Raw genomic sequence first — 23,386 nt, 5'->3', positions numbered from 1 at the left:
CAGTCGGCAGTTGTTGTTCGTTACTCGTTACTCGTTACTTGGTGTCACCTGAAGTCGTCGTCCCGATCAGGAGAGAGCAATGCGGATTCCGATGACCGTCACGGACTTCCTCGACCGGGCGGAGCTGGGCTTCGCCTCCAGCCCCGGTGTCGTCGACGAGCCGAGTCAACCCGGCCCACCCGTACCCGAGTCGACGTACGGGCGGCTCGGCGAGCGCGTACGGGCGTGGCAGGCGGGCTTCGACGCGCTCGGTGTCGGCGAGGGTGAGCGCGTGGCGGTGGTCAGCCACAACTCGGCGCGCATGCTGGAGCTGTTGTTCGCGGTACCGATGAGCGGCCGGATCTGCGTTCCGGTCAACTTCCGCCTCAAGCCCGAGGAGATCGAGTACGTGGTCCGCCAGAGCGGGGCCTCGGTCCTGCTCCTCGACCCCGAATTGGACGAGGCGCTCTCCGGCATCACGGCCCGCCACCGGTTCGTTCTGGGCGAGCAGACCGACCACGAGCTGATGCGGTTCGGCATCGAGCCGCGCCCCTGGTCCCACCCCGACGAGGACGCCACCGCGACGATCAACTACACCTCGGGCACCACCGCCCGCCCCAAGGGCGTACAGCTGACGCACCGCAACCTCTGGGTCAACGGGCTCACCTTCGGGCTGCACACCCGCGTGTGGGAGCGCGACGTCTACATGCACACGCTGCCGATGTTCCACTGCAACGGCTGGGGAATGCCGTACGTGATGGCCGGACTCGGCGTCAAGCAGGTGGTGCTGCGCAAGGTCGACGGGGCCGAGATCCTGCGCCGCGTCGACCAACACGGGGTCACGCTCATGTGCGGCGCGCCCGCCGTGTGGAACGCGGTGCTCGACGCGGCGGCCACCTGGGAGGGCGAGATCCCGGGCCGCGACCGCGTACGGATCGTGTGCGCCGGGGCCCCGCCGCCGAGCAAGATGATCCAGCGGGTGGGTGAGGAGCTGGGCTGGGAGTTCACGCAGATCTACGGCCTGACCGAGACCTCGCCGCTGCTCACCTTCAACCGGGCCCGGCCCGCGGACGCCGGGCTGCCCGCCGAGGAGCGGGCGCGCAAGCTGTCCAGGGCGGGCCTGCCGGCGCTCGGGGTCAAGCTGAAGGTCTCCGGGTCCGGCGAGGTCCTGGCCCGGTCGAACGTCGTGCTCGACGGCTACTGGGACAAGCCCGAGGAGACTTCGGCGGCGCTCCGGGACGGCTGGTTCCACACCGGCGACGGCGGCACGCTCGACGAGGCCGACGGCCACCTGGCGATCTCCGACCGGAAGAAGGACGTGATCATCACGGGCGGGGAGAACGTGTCCTCGATCGAGGTGGAGGACACGATCTTCAGCCACCCGGCGGTCGCGGAGGTCGCCGTCATCGGTGTGCCGCACGAGAAGTGGGGCGAGACGATCAAGGCCCTCGTGGTGCTCGCCGAAGGCGCGACCGCGCAGGAGGCCGACATCATCGCCTACTGCAAGGAGCGGATGGCCGGCTACAAGGCCCCGACGAGCGTCGAGTTCCGCGAAGCCATCCCGCGCACGGCCACCGGCAAGATCCAGAAGTTCAAGCTGCGCGAGCCGTACTGGTCCGGCCTGGACCGCGAGGTCAACTGACCCAGGGCCCAGGGCCCAGGGCCCCAGCCCCCGCAGCCGCCCCGGCGCGCTGAGCGCCGGGGGCTGCCGTACGGGCTCGCCTACGCGGGCAGGTGCTCCTCTATCGCGGCGATGACCTCGGCGGACTCCGGCTCGGTCCGCGGGCGGAACCGGGCCACGACCTCCCCGGCGGGGGAGATCAGGAACTTCTCGAAGTTCCACTGGATGTCCCCCGCCTCGCCCTCGGCGTCGGGGACCTTCACGAGCTCCTGGTAGAGGGGGTGCCGGTTCTTGCCGTTGACCTCGGACTTCTCCAGCATCGGGAAGGTGACGCCGAAGCCGGCCGCGCAGAAGGTCTGGATGTCGTCGGCGGTGCCGGGCTCCTGCCCTCCGAACTGGTTGCAGGGCACGCCGATGACGGTGAAGCCCTTCTCCTCGTACTTGAACTGCAGCCGGGCCAGCCCCGAGTACTGCGGAGTGAGCCCGCACTGCGAAGCGGTGTTCACCAGCAGGATCGCCTTGCCCTTGTGGGCCCCGAGGGTGGTGGGCTCGTCGGACAGGGTGGTCAACGGGATGTCGTACAGGCTCATCGGGCTCTCCTGGCAGGAAGGGCAACGGCTGGCAAGCAGCGGATAACGCCTCCGAGCGTAGGCGATGCCGGTGCCCGGACGATTCCTAGGCCCCGCCGGCGATCAGTTCGTCGGCCGGGTCGTTGACCGGCTGCGGCATGCCCGTGAGGTCCATGACGAACAGCGGTATCCCCAGATCGTCCGCGCGGGTGCGGGCGTCCTCCGTGTACCCGGCGAGGGAGAAGTAGACGCTGGTCGCGGAGGCTGTGAGTCCGTTCAGCCAGACGCACTCCACCGCCCGCAGGCCGGCCGGCGCGGTGGTGGGGTCGACCTGCGCCACCAGCCCTGGCGCCCGCAGGTCCACGGCCGCAGAGGGGATCGGGCGCCCGTCGGGCTGCCGTACGTCCTGGAAGCCGAGCCAGCGCAGGTACAGAGCGGCGGTGGCCACCGCGTCCCGGGCCGTACGGATGGTCACCGGCCGGAACGCGGGGCGGGGCACCGGCGCGGTCGGCGGGAGCGGTATGTGAGCCGGCCGGGAGCCGCGGCGGGCGTCGGGCCGTGCGCCGCCCCGGGCGTCGGGCCGGGAGTCCGGCCGCGCGGCCGGCGTGGCATCGGGCCGGGCCGCCGACGCAGGATCCGTCCCGAGACCCGTCCCGAGACCCGCCCCGAGACCCGTCCGGAGATCCGTCCCGGGGTCCGTCCCGGGGTCAGTCCTTGAGTCCGGCCCGGTATCGGCGCCGGGTGACACCCCGGAGTCCGCCACGGGTGCCGCCGCCTCCGCGGGCCGCTCCTCATCCGCCGGCCGCGCCGCATCCACCGGATGCACCGCAAGCCGCACGACCGTCCCGCACGATCCGCACCCCACCTCGGGATGCGGCCACTCGCTCTCCCGCCCGCAGGTCCCGCAGCGCACCGCCACCCAGCTGTCCGACCAGGTCCGGTGGGTCAGCGGCAGGGGCGGCGCCGCCAGGTCCAGCGGGGGGTGCACCGGGCTCCCGCAGGCGCAGGGGAAGACCGGGGCGGTGTAGCCGTTCTCGCTCAGGCACGCCGGGCAGCGCACCGGTACCGCTTCCGCCATGAGACCTGGACCCCCTCCGTCGCTGTGCGTAGGTACATGCTCCACCACCGGCCACCACCGGGGCGAGCGTGCCCGCGGATTCACGCCGATCCGCCCCCGCCCGGCCGGACATTTGTGCAACTCGTCGAACGGGATGCGGCTTTTGGTGGTTTCCGGGGTGCCGTACCGCCTTGACGTGCGCGAGGACGCCGCTTAGCTTGTTCCGTATAGCAGAACAAAACTTCCGGATGACGGAAAAGTCTGACCGCCAGACCCGCAGGAGACCCTGATGCCTCGTATGACAGCCGCAGCCGCTGCAGTTGAGATCCTCAAGCTCGAGGGTGTCGAACAAGCATTCGGCGTGCCCGGTGCTGCGATCAACCCGTTCTACCGCGAGCTCAAGAACGTGGGCGGCATCAAGCACACGCTGGCCCGCCACGTCGAGGGTGCTTCGCACATGGCCGAGGGCTACACGCGGGCCAAGGCGGGCAACATCGGTGTCTGCATCGGTACCTCGGGCCCGGCCGGCACCGACATGATCACCGGCCTGTACTCCGCGATCGCGGACTCGATCCCGATCCTGTGCATCACCGGTCAGGCTCCGGTCTCGAAGCTCCACAAGGAGGACTTCCAGGCCGTCGACATCGCCTCGATCGCCAAGCCGGTCACCAAGAAGGCCACGACCGTCCTGGAGGCCGCGCAGGTCCCGGGCGTGTTCCAGGAGGCCTTCCACCTTATGCGCTCCGGCCGTCCGGGCCCGGTCCTCATCGACCTCCCGATCGACGTCCAGCTGACCGAGATCGAGTTCGACCCCGAGACCTACCAGCCGCTGCCGGTCTACAAGCCGCAGGCCAGCCGTGCCCAGGCCGCGAAGGCCCTGAACTTCCTGCTGGAGTCCGAGCGCCCGCTGATCGTCGCCGGTGGCGGCATCATCAACGCCGACGCCTCCGACCTGCTGATCGAGTTCGCCGAGCTGACCAACATCCCGGTCATCTCGACCCTCATGGGCTGGGGCACCATCCCGGACGACCACGCGCTGGCCGCCGGCATGGTCGGTGTCCAGACCTCGCACCGCTACGGCAACGCGACCTTCCTCGAGTCGGACTTCGTCCTGGGCATCGGCAACCGCTGGGCCAACCGTCACACCGGTTACAACCTCGATGCCTACACCAAGGGCCGCAAGTTCGTCCACGTCGACATCGAGCCCACCCAGATCGGCAAGATCTTCGCCCCGGACTTCGGCATCGCCTCCGACGCCAAGGCCGCGCTGGAGCTCTTCATCGAGGTCGCGAAGGACCTCAAGGCCGAGGGCAAGCTGCCGGACTTCTCCGCCTGGGCCGAGTCCGCCCAGGAGCGCAAGGCCACCCTGCTGCGCCGTACGCACTTCGACAACATCCCCATGAAGCCGCAGCGCGTCTACGAGGAGATGAACAAGGCCTTCGGCCCGGAGACGCGCTACGTCACCACCATCGGCCTCTCCCAGATCGCCGGCGCGCAGATGCTGCACGTCTACAAGCCGCGCAACTGGATCAACTGCGGCCAGGCCGGCCCGCTCGGCTGGACCATCCCGGCCGCGATCGGTGCCGCCACCGCGGACCCGGAGACCCCGATCGTCGCGCTGTCGGGCGACTACGACTTCCAGTTCATGATCGAAGAGCTGGCCGTCGCCGCGCAGCACAAGGTCCCCTACGTCCACGTCCTGGTGAACAACGCCTACCTGGGCCTGATCCGTCAGGCGCAGGGCGGTCTCGGCATCAACTTCGAGGTCAACCTCGAGTTCGAGAACATCAACACCCCGGAGATCGGCGTCTACGGCGTCGACCACGTCAAGGTCGCCGAGGGCCTGGGCGTCAAGGCCATCCGCGTCACCGACCCGAACGAGCTGGGCGCCGCCTTCGAGCAGGCCAAGAAGCTGGCCCAGGAGTTCCAGGTCCCGGTCGTCGTCGAGGCCATCCTGGAGCGCGTCACCAACATCTCGATGAGCAAGACGGTCGACATGAGCGACGTCACCGAGTTCGAAGAGCTCGCGACCGAGCCGGGCCACGCCCCGACCGCGATCAAGGCCCTCAAGGTCTGATCTCCGCAGCAATACGGCGGCCCCCATCCCTCCGCACGGAGGGGCGGGGGCCGTTCCGCGTTGGTCGTGGGTCCGTGGGGCGCGTGGCCCGGGGCGGGGGCGGAGCTCCGCGTCCCCGGCACCGGTCAGCAGCTCGCGGGCGCGCTCCGGGCTCAGGGAGCCGCTCAGCCGGCGCCCGCTGAGCCCTCAGCCCCCCGCTGAGCCTCACCCCCAGGGCGGTGCGCTCGGCGGGGCGCCGCCCGCAGCTTGCCCCAGGCAGCGCCGTTCTCGCGTACCCGCGGGGTCTCCTGGAGCCGGCTCGGCAGCAGCTGGAGCAGCGCGCTGCGGGCGTCGCCGGCGCCCTGGCCACACGGCCCGCCCTGCCGGCCGCCGTCCCGCCGCCTACGGGGCGCGGCCCAGGCCGCGGGGACCCGGAACACCCCTACCCCGCTCCTCCCGGACTCCGTGCCCCAGCCGGCGGGCCGGCGGGGGCCGCACAGTAGCCGTCCTCCCCTTCCGGGGAGAGCGATGGTCGGCGGCTACGGCCCGCAGAGTGCTACCGGGACTGGCCGGTGGCCGGTGGCCGGTGGCCGGTGGCCGGTGGCCGGGGCCGTGTCCGCGTCCGCCGACGCCGGCCGCGGCACTCGTACGGTGAGCCGCAGCAATCTCCCGTGTCGTCGTGAAGACCGTGCAGCGGGACGACAGCGCAGCGGCACGACAGCGCCTTCCGGAGGGGATCCGCCTCCTCGCACAGCTCGACGAACGAAACCCGGGTGGCCGGCTCGACGCCCTACGCGGTGCCCGAGGTCACACACCTCCGGGCACGACAAAGCGCCGAGTCACGGGACCGTCCGTGACTCGGCGCTCTGGTTTGTTACCGCCCGACGGAGCGAGGCTGGCGCGACAGGACGTTCGCACCGCCGGGCGGAGTAAGTGGGGGAGGTGTGCTCCTCCTCGTACAGGGGACTCTGTGCGTGGCCCCTGTACAAAGAGGAGTGGCTGGGACCGTGGCGGTCGGCGACGAGAACTCCGGCTTCGTCTCCCTCAGGTCAAGAGACGGGCCTCGGAACCCATTACCACCGCACTGGCTCGCACGCCCGCCACGGTCCTCGTCCTGCCCTTACTGCGTACCACCCCTCATCCGGGTAAGCAGCTCGGGCTAGTACCCGGAGCCTGACCTCCCGTCAGGCCCCCGGTACGGCTATGCGGCTCAGGCGTCGCGCAGGGCGCGCACGGCCTCCTCGACGCGACGGCCGTAGTCGGCGTCCGCGGCGTGGAAGTGAGCCAGGTTCTTCTCGATGACGTCCTCGAGGGTGACCTGAGACAGGCCGCCGGCGATGTTCGCCACCAGACGCTGCTTCTCGGCCTCCGACATCAGGCGGTAGAGCTCACCGGCCTGGAAGAAGTCGTCGTCCTTGGTGTGGGCCGGGGCCTCGTGGGTACCGGTGTAACCGGAGACGGCCTTCGGGGCGCCGAGCGCCAGACCGGTCTCGACCGGGCCCTGGTACGAGTTGGGCTCGTAGTTCTTGTCGTGGCGCGAGCCGTTGCGCAGCGCCATGACACCGTCGCGGCCGTAGTTCTCGGCCTTCGTCGCCTTCGGGGCGTTGACCGGCAGCAGGGTGTGGTTCACACCGAGGCGGTAGCGCTGGGCGTCGGCGTAGGCGAAGAGACGGCCCTGGAGCATCTTGTCCGGCGAGGCGGTGATGCCCGGGACGAAGTTGTTCGGGGAGAAGGCGGACTGCTCGACCTCGGCGAAGACGTTGTCCGGGTTGCGGTCGAGGACCAGGCGGCCCACGCGCTGCAGCGGGTAGTCGGCGTGCGGCCACACCTTGGTGAGGTCGAACGGGTTGAAGCGGTAGTCCGCGGCCTCGGCGCCGGGCATGATCTGGACGTAGAGGGTCCAGCTCGGGTTCACACCGCGCTCGATCGCCTGGAGCAGGTCGGTCTGGTGCGAGTTGGCGTCCTTGCCGACGAGCTCGGCGGCCTGCTCGCCCGACAGGCAGCGGATGCCCTGGTTCGTCTTGAAGTGGTACTTGACGAAGAAGGCCTCGCCCTGAGCGTTGGTCCACTGGTACGTGTGGGAGCCGTAGCCGTTCATGTGACGGTACGACGCCGGGATACCGCGGTCACCCATCAGCCAGGTGATCTGGTGCGTCGCCTCGGGGGCGTGCGCCCAGAAGTCCCAGACGTTGTCCGGCTCCTGCTTGCCCGTGAAGGGGTCGCGCTTCTGCGAGTGGATGAAGTCGGGGAACTTGATCGGGTCCTTGATGAAGAACACCGGGGTGTTGTTGCCGACGAGGTCGTAGTTGCCCTCTTCGGTGTAGAACTTCAGCGCGAAGCCGCGCGGGTCGCGGACCGCGTCCGCGCCACCCAGCGAGTCGGCGACAGTGGAGAACCGCAGGAAGGTCTCGGTCTTCTTGCCGACCGTGTTCAGGAACGCGGCGCTGGTGTACGCGGTGACGTCGTCGGTCACCTCGAAGTAGCCGTACGCGGCCGAGCCGCGGGCGTGCACCACACGCTCCGGGATGCGCTCACGGTTGAAGCGGGCAAGCTTCTCGATCAGCTGCTGGTCCTGGACCAGCAGCGGGCCACCGACGCCGGCGGTGGCGGAGTTCTGGTTGTCGGCGACCGGGGCGCCGGACTCGGTCGTCAGCGTGCGCTTCGACATGGTGACCTTCCGTACGGGTAACTGCTGACGAAAAGTGTCTTCCGTCATGCGGAACAGCCTAATTTCGGCAAGAACTAAACGTCAACAGTTTGTTGAACAAAGATGAGAGAGGTAATCCGGACGGTGCCGGCGCTTGGGCGCGACAGGACAGGTGTCAGCACCGGCACCATCCGGAAACTCAGGCCCCCGTCAGGGGGAGGTGCGGCCCGGCCTGCGGGCCGCGGGCTCAGATCTGAGCGCCGGAGAGGCGCTCGACCGCGCGGAGCAGGGCGGAGTGGTCCAGGCCGCCGTCACCCTGGGCGCGCAGCGAGGCGACCAGCTGGGCGACGACCGCGCCGACCGGAAGGGCGGCACCGACGTTGCGGGCGGCGTCGGTGACGATGCCCATGTCCTTGTGGTGCAGGTCGATCCGGAAACCGGGCTTGAAGTCGCGGTTCAGGAAGTTGTCCTTCTTGCGGGTCAGGACCGTGGAGCCGGCCAGACCGCCGTTGAGGACGTCCAGGGCGGCCTGGAGGTTCACGCCGGACTTCTCGAGGAAGACGACGGCCTCGGCGCACGCCTGGATGTTCACCGCGACGATGAGCTGGTTGGCGGCCTTCACCGTCTGGCCGGAGCCGTGCGGGCCGCAGAGCACGATGGTCTTGCCGAGGGCCTCGAGGACCGGCAGGGCCTCGTCGAAGTCGGCCTGCTCGCCACCCACCATGATCGACAGGACGGCCTCGATGGCGCCGGCCTCGCCGCCGGACACCGGGGCGTCCAGGACGCGGATGCCCTTCTCGGCGGCGTTCTTCGCCAGGTCGACGGAGGTCTGCGGGGTGATCGAGGACATGTCCACGATCAGCGCGCCGGACTTGGCGTTCTCGAGGATGCCGTTCTCACCGTAGGAGATGGCCTCGACCTGCGGGGAGGCGGGCACCATCGTGATGACGACGTCGGCGTCCTTGACGGCCTCGGCGATGGAGCCGGCCGCGGTACCGCCGGCGGCGGCCAGGCGCTCCAGCTTGTCCTGCTCCAGGGTGAAACCGGTGACCGAGTAGCCGGCCTTCAGGAGGTTCTCGGCCATGGGGGAGCCCATGATGCCGAGCCCGATCCACGCGATCTTGGGGAGGTTGCTCATGATGAGGGTCCTTCTCTTAATGCTTCGTACGAAAAGTTCGTGACGTGCCTGGCTGATCGCCTGGACTTTGTCCGCCTACTTCGCGGCGCGGGCCTCGGCCGGCAGCCAGGCGAAGGACGCGGCAGCGTCGGCGGCCTTGTACTCCAGGCCTACGTAGCCCTCGTATCCGGCCTTCTTCAGCTGGTCGAGCAGCTCCTCGAGGGGCAGCTCGCCGGTGCCCGGGGCACCTCGGCCCGGCTTGTCCGCGATCTGGACGTGGCCGGTCTTGGCGGCGTACTTTTCGATGACCTCGGAGAGGTCCTCATCGTTCATCGCCAGGTGGTACAGGTCGAGCAGGAACTTGGCGTTCCCGAGACCGGTGGCCGCATTGACCTTGTCCACGATCTCGATGCCGGCCGGGGCGCTCACCAGCGGGTAGAGCGGCGACTCGGGCTTGTTCAGGGTCTCGATCAGGAGGATCGCGCCGACGCGGTCCGCAGCGCGGGCCGCCACGACGAGGTTCTCCAGAGCGAGTTCGTCCTGAACCGCCGGGTCCACACCCTCGACGCGGTTGCCGTAGAGGGCGTTCAGCGCCTTGCAGCCCACCGACTGGGCGAAGTCCGCCGCGATGTCGATGTTGGCGCGGAAGCGCTCCGACTCCTCACCGGGAACCGAAACCGCACCGCGGTCCGGGCCCGGCAGTTGGCCGGCGTAGAAGTTCAGGCCCACCAGCTGGGTGCCGGCGTCCTCAAGAGCCTTCTTGAGGGCGTCGAGCTCCTCCTGGGCGGGAGTGGGGGTCTCGATCCAAGGCCACCACAGCTCGACCGCCGTGAAGCCGGCCGCGGCGGCAGCCGCGGGACGCTCCAGGAGCGGGAGTTCCGTGAAGAGGATCGAAAGGTTTACATCGAAGCGCTGGTCCGTGTATCCCATGAGGGGTGTGCGCTCCTTCCGTATTGCGGAAGTTAGTTTCTGCTTGATGGAAGACTGCATGGAGGTTCGCGCGGCTGTCAAGTACGGACTCCCGAAAAGTCCCTCCCGCCCGCCGCCCGGCCACCACCCCTCATGGAGGCGCTGTCGCGCCGCCCCTTCTGGCCCGGTAGCTTGGCCAGCGTGCGATTGAGAGTGGAGTTCACGACCGAGCCCTTCGATCTCGAAGAGGCCCCCGCCCATGCCGTGGCCGCTCGCGAGGTCATCCAGAAGGCCCAGCTGGACGCGGTGGATGTCGGCCCGTTCGGCAACACCGCGGAAGGCGAGGCCGGCCGGGTGCTGGACGCGGTGGGCGCGCTGCTGCGCAATTCCCTGGAGGCAGGCGCCACGCGCGTGTCGCTCCAGGTGAATGTGCTGGGGGAGGACACGCCGTGACCGAGCCCCGCGACCACCCCTTCGTCACCGCGGTCAAGCCGCTGGTGGACGCCATGGGCGGCGAGCTGATGGATCCGGCCCTGGCGCAGCCCGACGACGTCGTGCTCAGCTGGGAGGGCGAGGACCTGCTGGCCGTGCGCCTGCCCCAGCTCTCGGATTCGCTGGACCACATCCTCGCGGCGCTGGAGCGCCGGCACGGCGTACCGTTGTCCCAGCTGGACCGGAAGGCCAAGCAGGACGTCGTACGGATACTGGAGGCGCGAGGCGCCTTCTCCGTGCGGCACGGCGTGGAAACGGTCGCGGGCGCCCTGGGCGTAAGCCGCTTCACGGTGTACAACTACCTGAACCGGGAAAATCCGAACAAGGCCACCCAAGAGTGAAGCCCAGAGTGCATCAACTCTGACCCACAGTGACGAGCCGCCGCCCAATTCATCCGGGCGGCGGCTTTTGTGTACGGGAAGTTTCAACAAAGTGTTGACGCGGTGTTGTGGAGAGCGTTAGCTATGCGCAGCCCGTCAAAGCAACAACAGGCCACGGAGGCCTACCGTGACTTCGAGTCCGACCCCGGGTCTCACCCGGTTCAACGCCTTGGACGACAGCGCGGCCGCGGCCGAGCTGCACGAGGTGTGCGCAAGCTCGGCATGGGTGGGCAAGCTGCTCGCCCAGCGCCCCTTCACCAGCGCCGAGTCCCTGTTCGCCGCGAACGAGTCCGCCATGGCGGAGCTCACCGCGCAGGACCTGGGCGAAGCGATGGGAGGCCACGCGCCGATCGGCCGGCCGAAGCCGGGAGACCCGACCTCCGCCCGCGAGCAGCGTGGCATGGCCGGTGCCTCGGAGGAGCTCAAGAACGAACTCCTCGAACTGAACCTGGCGTACCAGGAAAAGTTCGGCCACGTCTTCCTCGTCTGTGCCACCGGTGCGACCGGTGAGTTCATGCGGGACGCGGTCAAGGTCCGGATCGACAACTCGCCGGAGCGGGAGCGAGAGATCGCTCGCGGTGAGCTTGTGAAGATCAACAAGATCCGCCTGACGCGACTCGTAGAAGGAGAGTGAGCATGAGCACTGAGACCACTGCGTCGGTGTCCACGCACATCCTGGACACCAGCATCGGCAAGCCCGCCGAGGGCGTCGCCATCTCCCTGTCGGCCCGTACGGGCCTCGACGGCGAGTGGGCGGCCCTGGGCGGCTCCGCCACCGATGCGGACGGGCGCTGCAAGGACCTGCCGGCCCTGCCGGAGGGCACCACACACGTGCGTCTCGACTTCGAGACCGAGACGTACTTCTTTAATAAGCACAGTTCCAAGAAGCAAGCCGAGGCGCAGCAGGACGCCCCCCGCGTAAGGGACAGCGGTGCGTTTTTCCCGGAAGTGACGATCACCTTCGCGGTCACTCCTGGCGAGCACTACCACGTACCGCTGCTGCTCAACCCGTTCGGCTACTCCGTTTACCGAGGGAGCTAGCATGGCCACGATTCTGGGCCAGAACCAGTACGGCAAAGCAGAGAACCGCGTCGTCAAGATCACGCGGGACGGCGACACGCACCACATCAAGGACCTGAACGTCTCGGTCGCCCTCTCCGGCGACATGGACGACGTCCACTACTCCGGCTCGAACGCCAACGTGCTGCCGACGGACACCACCAAGAACACGGTGTACGCGTTCGCCAAGGAGTACGGCATCGAGTCCGCCGAGCAGTTCGGCATCCACCTGGCGCGCTGGTTCGTCAACAGCCAGGAGCCGATCCAGAAGGCGCGCATCCGGATCGAGGAGTACGCCTGGGACCGGATCGCCACCTCGGACGCGAACTCCAAGTTCATCGGCTCCGACGAGGTGAACCACTCCTTCGTCCGCCAGGGGATGGAGACCCGCGTCACCCAGATCACGTACGACGGCACGAACTGGGAGGTCATCTCCGGCCTCAAGGACCTCGTCGTCATGAACTCCACGAACTCCGAGTTCTGGGGTTACGTGAAGGACAAGTACACGACGCTGAAGGAGGCCTACGACCGCATCCTGGCGACCCAGGTGTCGGCTCGCTGGCGCTTCAACTGGTCGGACGACGAGCAGCGCATGCCGAACTGGGAGAAGTCCTACGCCGAGACCAAGAAGCACATGCTTCAGGCCTTCGCGGAGACCTACTCGCTCTCGCTGCAGCAGACCCTGTACCAGATGGGTTCGCGCATCATCAACCACCGTTCGGAGATCGACGAGGTCCGCTTCTCGCTCCCGAACAAGCACCACTTCCTCGTCGACCTGGAGCCGTTCGGGCTCAAGAACGACAACGAGGTGTACTTCGCCGCGGACCGCCCGTACGGTCTGATCGAGGCCACTGTTCTCCGGGACGGCGTTGACGCCCGTATCCCCGTGGACATGACCAACCTCTAAGCCGCGGCACACGCGTCCCGGGGCTCCGCAGTGGCCCCGGGGCGCGACACCCACAACTTCCTGAATCGGCACCCGGACGCACCACGCGGGGCGGCAGTACTGTCAGCTGTCAAGGCCCCCGGCTCCGGCACTCAAATCCCCTGGGTTTTGCCGTGCCCGCACCGCCACTGAAAGCACGAGGAAGTCCCATGGCAGCATCGGCAGCCCATGACAGCGCCGTAGAGCGCATCGTCATCGAGAACTGTGCGATTGCAACCGTTGACGCGAACGACACCGAGTACGCCTCGGGCCATGTCGTCGTCGCCGGCAACAAGATCGAGTTCATCGGCGCGGGCAAGGCCCCCGAGAACCTCGAGAACGTCGTCCGCCGCATCGACGGCACCGGGCACCTCGTGACCCCCGGTCTGGTCAACACGCACCACCACTTCTACCAGTGGATCACGCGCGGCCTGGCCACCGACCACAACCTCTTCAACTGGCTCGTCGCGCTGTACCCGACGTGGGCGCGCATCGACGAGCAGATGGCCTACACGGCCGCCCAGGGCTCCCTCGCAGCGATGGCCCGTGGCGGTGTCACCACCGCGATGGACCACCACTACGTCTACCCCAAGGGTGCGGGCGACCTCTCCGGCTCGATCATCCGCGCCGCGTCCGAGATGGGTGTCCGCTTCACCCTCGCCCGCGGTTCGATGGACCGCAGCGAGAAGGACGGCGGCCTGCCGCCGGACCACGCCGTCGAGACCCTCGAAGGTGCCCTCGCGGACACCGAGGCGACCGTGAAGAAGTACCACGACGCCTCCTTCGACGCGATGACCCAGGTCGCCGTCGCCCCGTGCTCCCCCTTCTCGGTCTCCACCGAGCTGCTGAAGCAGGGCGCCGAGCTGGCCCGCCGCCTGGGTGTGCGCATGCACACGCACGGCTCCGAGACCGTCGAGGAAGAGCAGTTCTGCAAGGAACTGTTCGGCATGGGCCCGACCGACTACTTCGAGTCGACCGGCTGGCTCGGCGAGGACGTGTGGATGGCGCACAGCGTCCACATGAACGACTCCGACATCGCCGCGTTCGCCCGTACCAAGACCGGTGTCGCGCACTGCCCGTCCTCCAACGCCCGTCTGGCCGCCGGCATCGCCCGCGTCCCGGACATGCTGGCCGCCGGTGTCCCGGTCGGCCTCGGCGTGGACGGCACCGCCTCCAACGAGTCCGGTGAGCTGCACACCGAGCTGCGCAACGCGCTGCTGATCAACCGCCTGAACCCGGTCCACCGCGAGCGCGCCCTGAACGCGCGCCAGGCCCTGCGCCTCGGCACCTACGGTGGCGCCCAGGTCCTCGGCCGCGCCGACAACATCGGCTCGCTCGAGGTCGGCAAGTGCGCCGACCTGGTGCTGTGGAACCTGAACACCTTCCTGCACTCCTCGATCGCCGACCCGGTCACCGCGCTGGTCTTCGGTGCGGCCGCCCCGGTGACCGCGTCGTTCGTCAACGGCAAGCAGATCGTCGAGAACAACCGACTGCTCTTCGCCGACGAGGACGCCATCGCGGTGTCCACGCGCGAAGAGGCCCAGCGCCTCGCGCGGATCTCCGCGCAGGCCTGATCCCACGGAGTCCGGCCGGGGGGGACGGCCCCCGGCCGGTCGTCGCGGACCCGAGCGGGGTCCGTCGGCAGCCGTTCCCGGGAAGCGCCCGAGGATCATCCGAAGGCGCACCCGGGGGCGGTCACTCGTACCACACGCACCGCAGCACAGCCCCGCACCACTGCCACGGCACCACCAGCTTCAAGAGCCTTGAAGCGCAGCGGCGAAGTACAGCGTTGAAGCGAAGCGCGGAACCGGTTTGGGCGAATCGTTTCCGCATCCCTTCGGCCCCTTGGGACCAGCACTGGCACCACCCACAACTCCATACAGGCTCGACTCGCACAGCTTTCGCACCACCTCCAAGACACCCACGTCCCTGCCGACGTGTTTAACCGACCGGAGGAAGCCGTGGCCTCTACGCCCAGGTTTCGCAAAGATGCAGTCGCAGTACCGGAGGAGAAGCACCCGGTCGACGAGACCTTGCCTCCGCTGAAAATGTTCACCAGCGGCCTTCAGCACGTGGCCGCCATGTACGCGGGTGTCGTCGCCCCGCCCATGATCGTCGGCCCGGCCGTCGGTCTCTCCGCCACCGAGACCGCCTTCCTGATGGGCGCCTCGCTCTTCACCGCAGGGCTCGCCACCCTCCTCCAGACCCTCGGGTTCTGGAAGATCGGCGCCAAACTCCCCTTCGTCAACGGCGTTTCCTTCGCCGGTGTGACTCCGATGATCGCCATCGGCAAGGGTGAGGGGGACAACGCCATCCCCATCATCTTCGGCGCGATCATCGTCGCCGGAGTCCTCGGCTTCTTCGCCGCCCCCTACTTCGGCAAGCTCGTCCGGTTCTTCCCACCGGTCGTCACGGGCACGGTCATCACCCTGATCGGCGTCTCGCTCCTGCCCGTCGCCTTCAACTGGTCGCAGGGCGGGAACCGCACCGCCACCGACTACGGCTCGATGAAGAACATCGGCATGGCCGCCCTCACGCTCGTCATCGTCCTGCTGATGCGCAAGTTCCTGCGCGGCTTCATCCAGCAGATCTCCATCCTGCTCGGCCTGGTCGCGGGCACGCTCATCGCCCTCCCGCTGGGCATGACCAGCTTCGACGCCGTCAAGAACGCCTCGGTTATCGGCTTCCCGACCCCGTTCCACTTCGGCGTCCCCCAGTTCCAGGTCGCCGCCGTCATCTCGATGTGCATCGTCATGCTCGTCTGCATGACCGAGTCCACCGCCGACATCCTGGCGCTGGGCAAGATCGTGGGCCGCCCGGCGGACGCCCGGACCATCGAGGGCGGACTGCGCGCCGACACCCTCGGCAGCGCGCTCAGCCCGCTGTTCAACGGCTTCATGTGCAGCGCCTTCGCCCAGAACATCGGGCTCGTCGCCATGACCAAGGTGCGCAGCCGCTTCGTCGTCGCGGCCGGCGGCGGCATCCTGATCCTGCTGGGCCTGTGCCCGATGGCGGCCTCCGTCATCGGCGTGGTCCCGCTGCCGGTCCTCGGCGGCGCCGGCATCGTCCTCTTCGGGTCCGTCGCGGCCAGCGGCATCCAGACCCTGGCGGGCGCGGCCATGGAGAAGGGCGAGAACGCCCTGATCGTCGCCGCCTCGGTGGGCATCGGCCTGATCCCGATCGCCGCGCCGGACTTCTACCACGCCTTCCCGAAGGACCTGCTGGTCGTCCTCGACTCGGGCATCAGCACCGGCTGCGTGGTGGCGATCCTGCTGAACCTCGCCTTCAACCACCTCGGCGCCAGGAAGGGCGCGGCCTCGGCCGCGGGCCCGGAGCCGGTGCCGGTGCACTGACCCCCCGCCCGGCCGGACCGTTCACGGCGGTGCGCACGCCACCCACTGCGGGTGTGGCGTGCGCACCGCCGCGTCCGGACGCGGTTCTGTTTCGCGGCTGAGGCTGCGGCCGTCTACGACGCCGGCGTCAGGAACATGCCCGTCTGGTCCGCCCCGGCGGTGTTCTTGCAGCTGACAGCGGAGTCCGCGGGCTGCGCGACCGCCAGGGACAGGCAGCGCCCGGCCGCCAGCTGCCCGAAGTAGTTCGGGTGCATGGACTCCTGGATCAGGCCCTGCGTCTCGTTGTTGTCGATCCAGCGCGCCCACTCGCTCGCCTGGGCCGACGCGGGCACCGTGGAGCTCACCTGCTTGCTCGCCTTCGCGCACACCTCGCGCCCCTGCAGCGTGTCCCGCAGGTCCAGGAACTGCACGCCCTTGGCGGCGGCGACGCCCTTGATCCGGCCTGCTATCTGCGGCACGAGGGAATCGCGCGCCCAGTCCGAGTCCCGGTTCCAGAAGGGGCAGCCGCCGGTGTTGAGCCGGCTCCAGTCGCTCTGCGTGTACCGGTTCTCCGCGCCGCGCGGGATCGGGGACGGGTAGGACTGGAGCACGATCCGGTAGGAGGAGTCGGCGTACCCGGCCCCGCGCATCACGGCGCGCACCTCGTCCACCGACTTGCCGACGTTCGCCATGACCGCGTCGATCTTCGCGTCGACCCCGGCCTGCTGGTCGTCGTAGCAGTACGAGTTCCAGATGATGAAGTCGTACGCGCACTCCTTGATGATGTCGGCGAAGCCGAGGTCGTTCCCGCCGACGGACAGCGCGACGACCTTCACGTTGTGGCTCGCGGCGATGGCGGTGAGCTGATCGGCCTGCGGGGCCTCGCCCTTGAAGGCGACGCCGCCGCTGGAGGCGCGGAACACGTTCTCGGACGTCGCCCCGGAGCAGGCCAGGTTCACGGCCTTCTCGGCGAGGGGCCCGGCGCTGACCACCTCGGCGGAATCGGAGCGGTGGCAGCCGCCCGCGGTGGTCCCGTACACCTTGCCGGGATCGTAGGTGCTGCCGCTCACCCAGGCCCGGTCGGTCCCGTTCCTGCTGCCGGTGTTGGTCAGGCTGTTGCCCTTCCAGCGCCCGGCCTCGCCGGATATGTAGCTGTCGCCCATGGACACCACGGCGGTCGGCCCGGCCCCGGGACTGGCCGCGGAGGTCCCGGCCCCGGCGGCCAACAGCGCCCCGACGGCGAGCGGCAGAACCATCCCGGCCCCACCCAGTCGTCGCACGCGACGGCGGGCCCGGTCCTTGCTGGCGGTGCGGAATCCGATCACTGCGGAACTCCTGCGGTCGGCCATGCGGGAGCAGCGGACAACTCCGGTGCATGGCTGTGAAGTGGGGGTACCGCCGGCCGGTGGCACCGGAAAGGTGACACGCGCCCACTTGTTACCGCTAGGTACAGGCAAGTTACGAACAAGTAACAACCGACCGCTCGTTCGGTGCAGACCCGCCCGGAAGTGGCCGAATCGCGCTGTCCCCGTACCGGCCCTTCACGTTCGGGTCACCGGGGCGGCTCCCGCCCGAGCGCGATCGTCCGCCACCCTGCGGCACGTGGTCGGTGACCAGGGTGGTGGCCTGAAAACGCCTCCGCCCCCGGCGCGGGTGAGGCGTCGGGGGCGGAGGCGGGTGTCTTCGACTGCTGTGCGGGTCAGCCGAATTCGGGGAACTAGCCGACGAGCTGGTCGTATGCGGGGAGGGTCAGGAAGTCCGCGTAGTCCGCGTCCAGGGAGACCTGGAGGAGGAGGTCGTGGGCCTGCTGCCACTTGCCGGTCGTGAAGGCCTCCTCGCCGACCTCGGCGCGGATGGCGGCCAGTTCCTCCGCCGCGATCTTGCGGGTCAGCTCGGCCGTGGCCCGCACGGGTTCGCCGGCGTGCTCGAAGACGACGCCGGCGTTGATCCACTGCCAGATCTGCGAGCGCGAGATCTCCGCGGTGGCCGCGTCCTCCATCAGGCCGAAGATGCCGACGGCGCCGAGGCCGCGCAGCCAGGCCTCGATGTAGCGGATGCCGACCTGGACCGCGTTGCGCAGGCCCTCGTACGTCGGCTTCGCGTCCAGGGAGTCGATCGCGATGAGCTCGCCCGGGGCCACCGAGACGTCCTCGCGCAGCCGGTCCTTCTGGTTCGGCTTGTCGCCGAGCACCGCCTCGAAGGAGGCCATCGCGATCGGGACCAGGTCGGGGTGGGCGACCCAGGAGCCGTCGAACCCGTCGTTCGCCTCGCGGTCCTTGTCGGCCTTGACCTTCTCGAAGGCGACCTTGTTGACCTCGGCGTCCTTGCGGGACGGGATGAAGGCCGCCATGCCGCCGATGGCGTGCGCGCCGCGCTTGTGGCAGGTGCGGACCAGCAGTTCGGTGTAGGCGCGCATGAACGGGGCGGTCATCGTCACCGCGTTGCGGTCCGGCAGGACGAACTTCTCGCCGCCGTCACGGAAGTTCTTGACGATGGAGAAGAGGTAGTCCCAGCGGCCCGCGTTCAGGCCGGCCGCGTGGTCGCGCAGCTCGTAGAGGATCTCCTCCATCTCGTACGCGGCGGTGATGGTCTCGATGAGGACCGTCGCACGGACGGTGCCCTGCGGGATGCCGACGTAGTCCTGGGCGAAGACGAAGATGTCGTTCCAGAGGCGGGCCTCCAGGTGCGACTCCGTCTTCGGCAGGTAGAAGTACGGGCCCTTGCCGAGGTCGATCAGGCGCTGCGCGTTGTGGAAGAAGTACAGGCCGAAGTCGACCAGCGAGCCGGAGGCCGGGGCGCCCTCGAACTGCAGGTGGCGCTCCTGGAGGTGCCAGCCGCGCGGCCGCATGACGACGGTCGCCAGCTCCCCGGCGGGCTTCAGGGCGTATGCCTTGCCGGTGCGCGCGTCGGTGAAGTCGATGCGGCGCTCGTAGGCGTCGATGAGGTTGAGCTGGCCAAGGACGACGTTCTCCCAGGTGGGAGCGGAAGCGTCCTCGAAGTCGGCGAGCCAGACCTTCGCGCCCGAGTTCAGGGCGTTGATGGTCATCTTGCGGTCCGTCGGACCGGTGATCTCGACACGGCGGTCGTTCAGCGCGGCCGGCGCCGGGGCCACCTTCCAGTCCCCCTCGCGGACCTGTGCGGTGTCCGGGAGGAAGTCGAGGGTGGAGGTCCGGGCGATCTCGGCGCGGCGCTCGGCGCGGCGGGCCAGCAGCTCGGCGCGGCGGGGGGCGAACCGCCGGTGGAGCTCGGCCACGAAGGCGAGGGCCGCTTCGGTGAGGACTTCGTCCTGCCGGGGCAGGGGCTCGGCATCGACGATGGCCAGCGGGGACGGCGCTGGTGCGGACATATCTGTCACTCCTTCAGCGGCGGTGCCTGGCGGCCGCGGGGGAATGCTCGCGCGAGACGGCACGCAGTGCCGTCGGGTGTGGAGAGTTCCGGGATACGGTCGCGGGCGCCGTCTTTGGTTCAGGGCGCTTCTGACCAGTGGATAGTAATTTCCTCATAGTGGAAGTTCAATGGTTTGTTGATGTCGAGATTCTCTGAGTCGACAGATTCCGCTCCTTGGTGGCCCTCAGTGCCATCGTCGTCACGCCGTGCTCAGAGGAGACGTGCCAGGTCGGGAGGGGTGTCGATGTCGTAGGCCTCCGCGATGTCCGCACACTCCACCAGTACGAGCTCACCCGCATGCCGGGTGAGATGGACGCGCGCGCCCTTGTCGCCGGTCGCCGTCGCCGCGATGTCCGCCCACCGGTCGGCGCCGAACAGCACCGGATGGCCGCGCTCCCCGTCGTACGCCGCCGCCACCAGGCTCGCGGGGGAGCGGTACGCCTCCCGTACGCGGGCCACGGCCGCCGGCCCGATGCCCGGCTGGTCCACCAGCGAGACCAGGGCCGCGCGGGCCTCCGTACCGGCGAGCGAGGCGAGGCCGACCCGCAGGGAGGAGCCCATCCCCTCCGCCCAGTCCGGGTTGTCCACGACCACGCAGCCTGCCAGGTCCGCCCGCTCGCGGACCTCGGCGGCGCAGGCCCCGAGCACCACGTGCACCGGGTCGCAGCCCGCCTCGCGCAGCACCCGTACGGCGTTCTCGACCAACGGGCGGCCGCGGTAGGGGAGCAGGGCCTTGGGCCGCCCGCCGAGGCGCCGGCCGCCGCCGGCCGCCAGGAGCAGGCCCGCGATCACCGGTGCGTCGGGAGACCGGGCCGAACCGGCCGGATCGGCTGAAGCGGCTGAAGCGGCTGAGCGGGCCGGATCGGTGTGGTCGGTGTGGTCGGTGTGGGGTGACATGCCACCGATTCTCGCTCCTGGACCGGGACCGGGACCGGCGGGCGCCGCGTCAGCACGCGCCGTACGGCGGCCAGCGCGGCCCCGATCCGCAGCGGCTCGGAGATCCGGTTCTCGGCGGCGGCCAGCAGGGCCCGTTCGTCACGGTCGGTCAGCATCTCGGCGTCTCCTTGCCAATCGGGGGCCAATACGGCGAGTCTGGTCCTCGATTGGCCTGGTGGGCAGAGCCAATCAGGGGAGGTTGGCATGGCAAACGGGCGAGTGGTCCAGACAGCGGACAGGACCATCGGCAGCCGCCAGCTCGCCGCCCTGCTCCCCGCCGAGGTACTGGCCCGCCCCGGCTACCGGGCACTCGCCGACGCCGTGCGCACGCTGATCCTCGACGGCCGGATCGCCCTGCACGTCCGGCTGCCCGCCGAACGCGAGCTCGCCGAGGCGATCGGCGCCAGCCGGGCCACCGTCACCGGCGCCTACGACCTGCTGCGCGAGAGCGGCTACGTCCGCAGCCGGCGCGGCTCCGGCACCTGGACCGAGCTCCCCGACGGGCACGGGGCGGTCGGCGCCCACGCCATCGTCGGGGGGACCGGCGGCCGCGCCGACGGTGAACCCGGCATCGACCTGGCCATCGCCGCCATGGGCGCCCCGGACGGCACCCTCGCCGAAGCCTTCGCCTGGGCCGCCCCCCGCCTGCCCGAACTCGCCCGCTCGCCCGGCTACCACCCCTTCGGCATGCCCGATCTGCGCACGGCGGTCGCCGACCGGTTCACGCGGCGCGGGCTGCCCACCCGCCCCGAGCAGATCCTGATCACCGCGGGGGCCCAGCAGGCCTTCGCCCTCGTCGTCAGCCTGCTCTGCCGGGCCGGGGACCGGGTGGTCACCGAGAACCCCACCTACGCCAACGCCCTCGACGCCCTGCGCCACGCGCGGGTGCGCACCGGCTCCATCGCCGTCTCCGACGCGGGCTGGGACATGGAGATAGCCGAGTCCACGCTGCGCCAGACCGTGCCCCGGCTGGCGTACGTGATCCCCGACTTCCACAACCCGACGGGCGCGCTGATGCCGTCGGAGCAGCGGCTGCGGCTGCTCGCGGCCACGCGCGCCACCGGGACCTGGCTGGTGGTGGACGAGACCATCGCCGACATCGCGCTGGACGTCCCCGCGCCCGCGCCGCTGGCCTCGCTCGCCCCGCGCGGCGGCGCCGACCACGTGATCACCATCGGCTCGCTCAGCAAGACGCACTGGGGCGGCCTGCGGGTGGGCTGGGTCCGGGCCACCGCGAAGATGATCACCGAGCTGACGGCCGTACGGGTCTCGGCGGACATGACCGGCTCGGTCCTCGACCAGCTGGTCGCCCTCCCGCTCATGGAGAGTCTGGAGCGGTCCCTGCCCGAGCGCCTCGCCCAGCTGCGGGGCCGGCGCGAAGCCCTGGTGCGGTCCCTTGAGCGGCACACCCCCGAATGGTCCTGGCAGCTCCCGCCGGGCGGGCTCTCGCTCTGGGTGGACCTCGGCGAGCCGGTGAGCTCCGCCCTGGCCGAGCGGGCCGCCGACGCGGGGGTGCACATCGGCCGCGGGGCCCGCTTCGGGGTGGACCCGGGCACCTTCGAACACCGGCTCCGGATCCCGTACACACTCCCCGCGGACCGCCTGGACGAGGGCGTACGCCGCCTCGCGTCCGCCTTCCACGACGGGGTCCCGCTGGCTCCGGCGGTGGAGCGCCCGCACTGGGTGGCGTAGTCCGCCGGAACGGGGCGGGTGGCCGGTAACAACCGTGCCGCCGAGGTCAGGTCACGTGGCCAGCATGCCCCTGCGCAGTCTTGCCAGGATGCGGGTCAGGAGGCGTGAGACCTGCATCTGGCTGATGCCCAGCTCCACGCCGATGTCGGACTGCGTCATCTCGCGTCCGAACCGCAGGTACAGGATCTCCCGGTCCCGTTCGTCGTTCAGGGCTGCGCGGGGGGCGCCTGCCCGCCTTGCCCGCCGTCCACGCGCCCCCGAACGGCAAAGGGGTCGTCCGGCCCGTCGACACGGGACTTTCGGCCGTCCCCGCAGGGCCCCGTCGGTCGGCCGTCCTACGGGGTGCGGATCAGCCGGCGGGTGGCCGCGGCGGCTACGGCCGAGGTGCGGGAGTCGACGCCGAGCTTCGCGTAGATGTGCACCAGGTGGGACTTGACCGTGGCCTGGCTGAGGAAGAGCTTCTTGGAGACCTGCAGGTTCGACAGGCCGTCCGCGACCAGTTGCAGCACCTCCAGCTCCCGCTTCGTCAGCGCCTCCGCCGGGGTCCGCATCCGGTCCATCAGGCGCAGCGCCACCGCCGGGGCCAGCGCCGACTGGCCCGCCGCGGCCGTGCGGACCGCCGCCGCCAGCTCCTCCGGCGGAGCGTCCTTGAGCAGGTAGCCCGAGGCGCCGGCCTCCACCGCAGCCAGGATGTCCGCGTCCGTGTCGTACGTGGTCAGCACCAGCACCCGGGGTGCCCCCGGCCGGGCGGTGATCGCCGCCGTCGCCGCCGAGCCGTGCATGCCCGCGCCGAACTGCAGGTCCATCAGGACCACGTCCACCGGCTCGGAGGCCGCCAGCTCCACCGCCCGTTCGGCGGTCGCGGCCTCGGCGACCACCGCGAAATCCGGCTCGGTGTCCAGCACCGCGCGCAGGCCGGCCCGGACCACCGGGTGGTCGTCGGCGAGCAGGAGGCGAATGGTCATGGCCGGGCCTCCACGGGCTCCAGGGGTTGGAACTGCTGTCTGGTGACTGGGTTTGAGTGTGTTCTGGCGTGGATGAGTGAGTGCCTCGTCCGTGGTGGTGGGTCGATGCCGGGCGGGAACGGAGGTTCTTGTATCGAATGGGTGACCTCTGTTGGGGGTGGTCGTTGGGTGGGGGATGGGTTCTTTCGGTACCGGGGTGGGTGCTGGGTGGTGGGTGGGTTGCGGGAGTTGTCGGCGCCGTTCGTCGCGCTCGGGCCCACGGG

General features: G+C 69.7%; 20 protein-coding genes and 1 pseudogene. 10 read left to right on the top strand and 11 right to left on the bottom strand.

Annotated elements, in window-relative coordinates; all coding sequences use genetic code 11:
- Window positions 1-79: 79 nt before the first annotated feature.
- On the top strand, window positions 80-1,621 hold the full coding sequence (locus J7E94_RS15225) for an AMP-binding protein (RefSeq protein ID WP_215015832.1): 1,542 nt from the start codon (window positions 80-82) through the stop codon (window positions 1,619-1,621).
- A gap of 80 nt (window positions 1,622-1,701) precedes the next feature.
- Here the strand turns inward: J7E94_RS15225 and J7E94_RS15220 are convergent, their stop codons facing one another.
- A complete protein-coding gene (locus J7E94_RS15220) occupies window positions 1,702-2,190 on the bottom strand; it encodes a glutathione peroxidase (protein ID WP_215015829.1) in 489 nt (162 codons plus the stop codon).
- 85 nt (window positions 2,191-2,275) lie between these two features.
- A complete protein-coding gene (locus J7E94_RS35930; protein ID WP_374224446.1) occupies window positions 2,276-3,088 on the bottom strand; it encodes a hypothetical protein in 813 nt (270 codons plus the stop codon).
- A 436-nt stretch (window positions 3,089-3,524) separates the two neighbouring features.
- On the opposite strand from J7E94_RS35930, the gene gcl reads away from it, so the two are divergent.
- Complete coding sequence (gene gcl, locus J7E94_RS15210; RefSeq protein WP_215015854.1) at window positions 3,525-5,303, top strand: glyoxylate carboligase; 1,779 nt, start codon at window positions 3,525-3,527, stop codon at window positions 5,301-5,303.
- Window positions 5,304-6,492: 1,189 nt separating this feature from the next.
- On the opposite strand, the gene J7E94_RS15205 is transcribed toward gcl, so the two are convergent.
- The 3 genes from J7E94_RS15205 to J7E94_RS15195 form a co-directional block, all read right to left on the bottom strand.
- Window positions 6,493-7,950, bottom strand: coding sequence for a catalase (locus J7E94_RS15205; protein ID WP_215015852.1), 1,458 nt, complete (start codon window positions 7,948-7,950; stop codon window positions 6,493-6,495).
- Window positions 7,951-8,176: 226 nt separating this feature from the next.
- The gene (locus tag J7E94_RS15200) at window positions 8,177-9,067 is read right to left on the bottom strand and encodes a 2-hydroxy-3-oxopropionate reductase (RefSeq protein WP_215015825.1); all 891 of its coding nucleotides are present in this window, start codon (window positions 9,065-9,067) and stop codon (window positions 8,177-8,179) included.
- A 75-nt stretch (window positions 9,068-9,142) separates the two neighbouring features.
- Window positions 9,143-9,976 carry a TIM barrel protein gene (locus J7E94_RS15195; RefSeq protein WP_215015822.1) on the bottom strand — a complete coding sequence of 278 codons (834 nt, stop codon included), beginning with the start codon at window positions 9,974-9,976 and terminating at the stop codon, window positions 9,143-9,145.
- 180 nt (window positions 9,977-10,156) lie between these two features.
- Here J7E94_RS15195 and J7E94_RS15190 point away from each other — a divergent pair, with 180 nt between their 5' ends.
- From J7E94_RS15190 to J7E94_RS15160, 7 genes are all read left to right on the top strand, one after another.
- Window positions 10,157-10,408 (top strand): thiamine-binding protein, encoded by a 252-nt coding sequence (locus J7E94_RS15190; RefSeq protein ID WP_215015821.1) that lies wholly within the window; start codon window positions 10,157-10,159, stop codon window positions 10,406-10,408.
- Window positions 10,405-10,788 (top strand): helix-turn-helix domain-containing protein, encoded by a 384-nt coding sequence (locus J7E94_RS15185; protein ID WP_215015819.1) that lies wholly within the window; start codon window positions 10,405-10,407, stop codon window positions 10,786-10,788. Before J7E94_RS15190 ends, J7E94_RS15185 begins: the two co-directional genes overlap by 4 nt.
- 166 nt (window positions 10,789-10,954) lie before the next feature.
- A complete protein-coding gene (gene uraD / locus J7E94_RS15180; RefSeq protein ID WP_215015818.1) occupies window positions 10,955-11,461 on the top strand; it encodes a 2-oxo-4-hydroxy-4-carboxy-5-ureidoimidazoline decarboxylase in 507 nt (168 codons plus the stop codon).
- Window positions 11,462-11,463: 2 nt separating this feature from the next.
- Window positions 11,464-11,868 (top strand): hydroxyisourate hydrolase, encoded by a 405-nt coding sequence (uraH, locus tag J7E94_RS15175; protein WP_031149251.1) that lies wholly within the window; start codon window positions 11,464-11,466, stop codon window positions 11,866-11,868.
- Window position 11,869: 1 nt separating this feature from the next.
- Window positions 11,870-12,793 carry a factor-independent urate hydroxylase gene (pucL, locus tag J7E94_RS15170; protein ID WP_215015817.1) on the top strand — a complete coding sequence of 308 codons (924 nt, stop codon included), beginning with the start codon at window positions 11,870-11,872 and terminating at the stop codon, window positions 12,791-12,793.
- Window positions 12,794-12,981: 188 nt separating this feature from the next.
- A complete protein-coding gene (locus J7E94_RS15165; protein ID WP_215015816.1) occupies window positions 12,982-14,385 on the top strand; it encodes an 8-oxoguanine deaminase in 1,404 nt (467 codons plus the stop codon).
- Window positions 14,386-14,772: 387 nt separating this feature from the next.
- The gene (locus tag J7E94_RS15160) at window positions 14,773-16,164 is read left to right on the top strand and encodes a nucleobase:cation symporter-2 family protein (protein ID WP_215015815.1); all 1,392 of its coding nucleotides are present in this window, start codon (window positions 14,773-14,775) and stop codon (window positions 16,162-16,164) included.
- Window positions 16,165-16,277: 113 nt separating this feature from the next.
- On the opposite strand, the gene J7E94_RS15155 is transcribed toward J7E94_RS15160, so the two are convergent.
- From J7E94_RS15155 to J7E94_RS15140, 4 genes are all read right to left on the bottom strand, one after another.
- Complete coding sequence (locus J7E94_RS15155; RefSeq protein ID WP_374224444.1) at window positions 16,278-17,468, bottom strand: GDSL-type esterase/lipase family protein; 1,191 nt, start codon at window positions 17,466-17,468, stop codon at window positions 16,278-16,280.
- A gap of 392 nt (window positions 17,469-17,860) precedes the next feature.
- Complete coding sequence (gene aceB, locus J7E94_RS15150) at window positions 17,861-19,489, bottom strand: malate synthase A (protein WP_215015813.1); 1,629 nt, start codon at window positions 19,487-19,489, stop codon at window positions 17,861-17,863.
- A gap of 251 nt (window positions 19,490-19,740) precedes the next feature.
- Entirely contained in the window at window positions 19,741-20,322 is a 582-nt protein-coding gene (locus J7E94_RS15145) for an NTP transferase domain-containing protein (RefSeq protein WP_215015811.1), read from the bottom strand.
- Window positions 20,319-20,582, bottom strand: a complete 264-nt coding sequence (locus J7E94_RS15140; protein WP_215015809.1) for a hypothetical protein — start codon at window positions 20,580-20,582, stop codon at window positions 20,319-20,321. Before J7E94_RS15140 ends, J7E94_RS15145 begins: the two co-directional genes overlap by 4 nt.
- A gap of 88 nt (window positions 20,583-20,670) precedes the next feature.
- On the opposite strand from J7E94_RS15140, the gene J7E94_RS15135 reads away from it, so the two are divergent.
- Window positions 20,671-22,158, top strand: coding sequence for a PLP-dependent aminotransferase family protein (locus J7E94_RS15135; RefSeq protein ID WP_215015808.1), 1,488 nt, complete (start codon window positions 20,671-20,673; stop codon window positions 22,156-22,158).
- A 51-nt stretch (window positions 22,159-22,209) separates the two neighbouring features.
- On the opposite strand, the pseudogene J7E94_RS34560 reads toward J7E94_RS15135, so the two are convergent.
- Window positions 22,210-22,365: pseudogene (locus tag J7E94_RS34560) on the bottom strand (sigma-70 family RNA polymerase sigma factor); the annotation flags it as partial.
- Between the two features lie 128 nt (window positions 22,366-22,493).
- Window positions 22,494-23,123, bottom strand: coding sequence for a response regulator transcription factor (locus tag J7E94_RS15125; protein ID WP_215015807.1), 630 nt, complete (start codon window positions 23,121-23,123; stop codon window positions 22,494-22,496).
- Window positions 23,124-23,386 lie beyond the last annotated feature (263 nt).

Origin of the sequence: Streptomyces sp. ISL-94, from assembly GCF_018614075.1 — a bacterium.
In the GTDB taxonomy this organism is placed as follows: domain Bacteria; phylum Actinomycetota; class Actinomycetes; order Streptomycetales; family Streptomycetaceae; genus Streptomyces.
This window is presented reverse-complemented; position numbering and strand designations above follow the sequence as displayed.

Bases quoted from the DNA above. Each gene is read 5' to 3' on its own strand.
- gcl (WP_215015854.1), top strand. From the start codon at position 3,525: ATGACAGCCGCAGCCGCTGCAGTTGAGATCCTCAAGCTCGAGGGTGTC.
- J7E94_RS15200 (WP_215015825.1), bottom strand. From the start codon at position 9,067: ATGAGCAACCTCCCCAAGATCGCGTGGATCGGGCTCGGCATCATGGGC.
- J7E94_RS15165 (WP_215015816.1), top strand. From the start codon at position 12,982: ATGGCAGCATCGGCAGCCCATGACAGCGCCGTAGAGCGCATCGTCATC.
- J7E94_RS15225 (WP_215015832.1), top strand. From the start codon at position 80: ATGCGGATTCCGATGACCGTCACGGACTTCCTCGACCGGGCGGAGCTG.
- pucL (WP_215015817.1), top strand. From the start codon at position 11,870: ATGGCCACGATTCTGGGCCAGAACCAGTACGGCAAAGCAGAGAACCGC.
- J7E94_RS15135 (WP_215015808.1), top strand. From the start codon at position 20,671: ATGGCAAACGGGCGAGTGGTCCAGACAGCGGACAGGACCATCGGCAGC.
- J7E94_RS15195 (WP_215015822.1), bottom strand. From the start codon at position 9,976: ATGGGATACACGGACCAGCGCTTCGATGTAAACCTTTCGATCCTCTTC.
- J7E94_RS15140 (WP_215015809.1), bottom strand. From the start codon at position 20,582: ATGCTGACCGACCGTGACGAACGGGCCCTGCTGGCCGCCGCCGAGAAC.
- uraH (WP_031149251.1), top strand. From the start codon at position 11,464: ATGAGCACTGAGACCACTGCGTCGGTGTCCACGCACATCCTGGACACC.
- aceB (WP_215015813.1), bottom strand. From the start codon at position 19,489: ATGTCCGCACCAGCGCCGTCCCCGCTGGCCATCGTCGATGCCGAGCCC.
- J7E94_RS15220 (WP_215015829.1), bottom strand. From the start codon at position 2,190: ATGAGCCTGTACGACATCCCGTTGACCACCCTGTCCGACGAGCCCACC.
- J7E94_RS15205 (WP_215015852.1), bottom strand. From the start codon at position 7,950: ATGTCGAAGCGCACGCTGACGACCGAGTCCGGCGCCCCGGTCGCCGAC.
- J7E94_RS15125 (WP_215015807.1), bottom strand. From the start codon at position 23,123: ATGACCATTCGCCTCCTGCTCGCCGACGACCACCCGGTGGTCCGGGCC.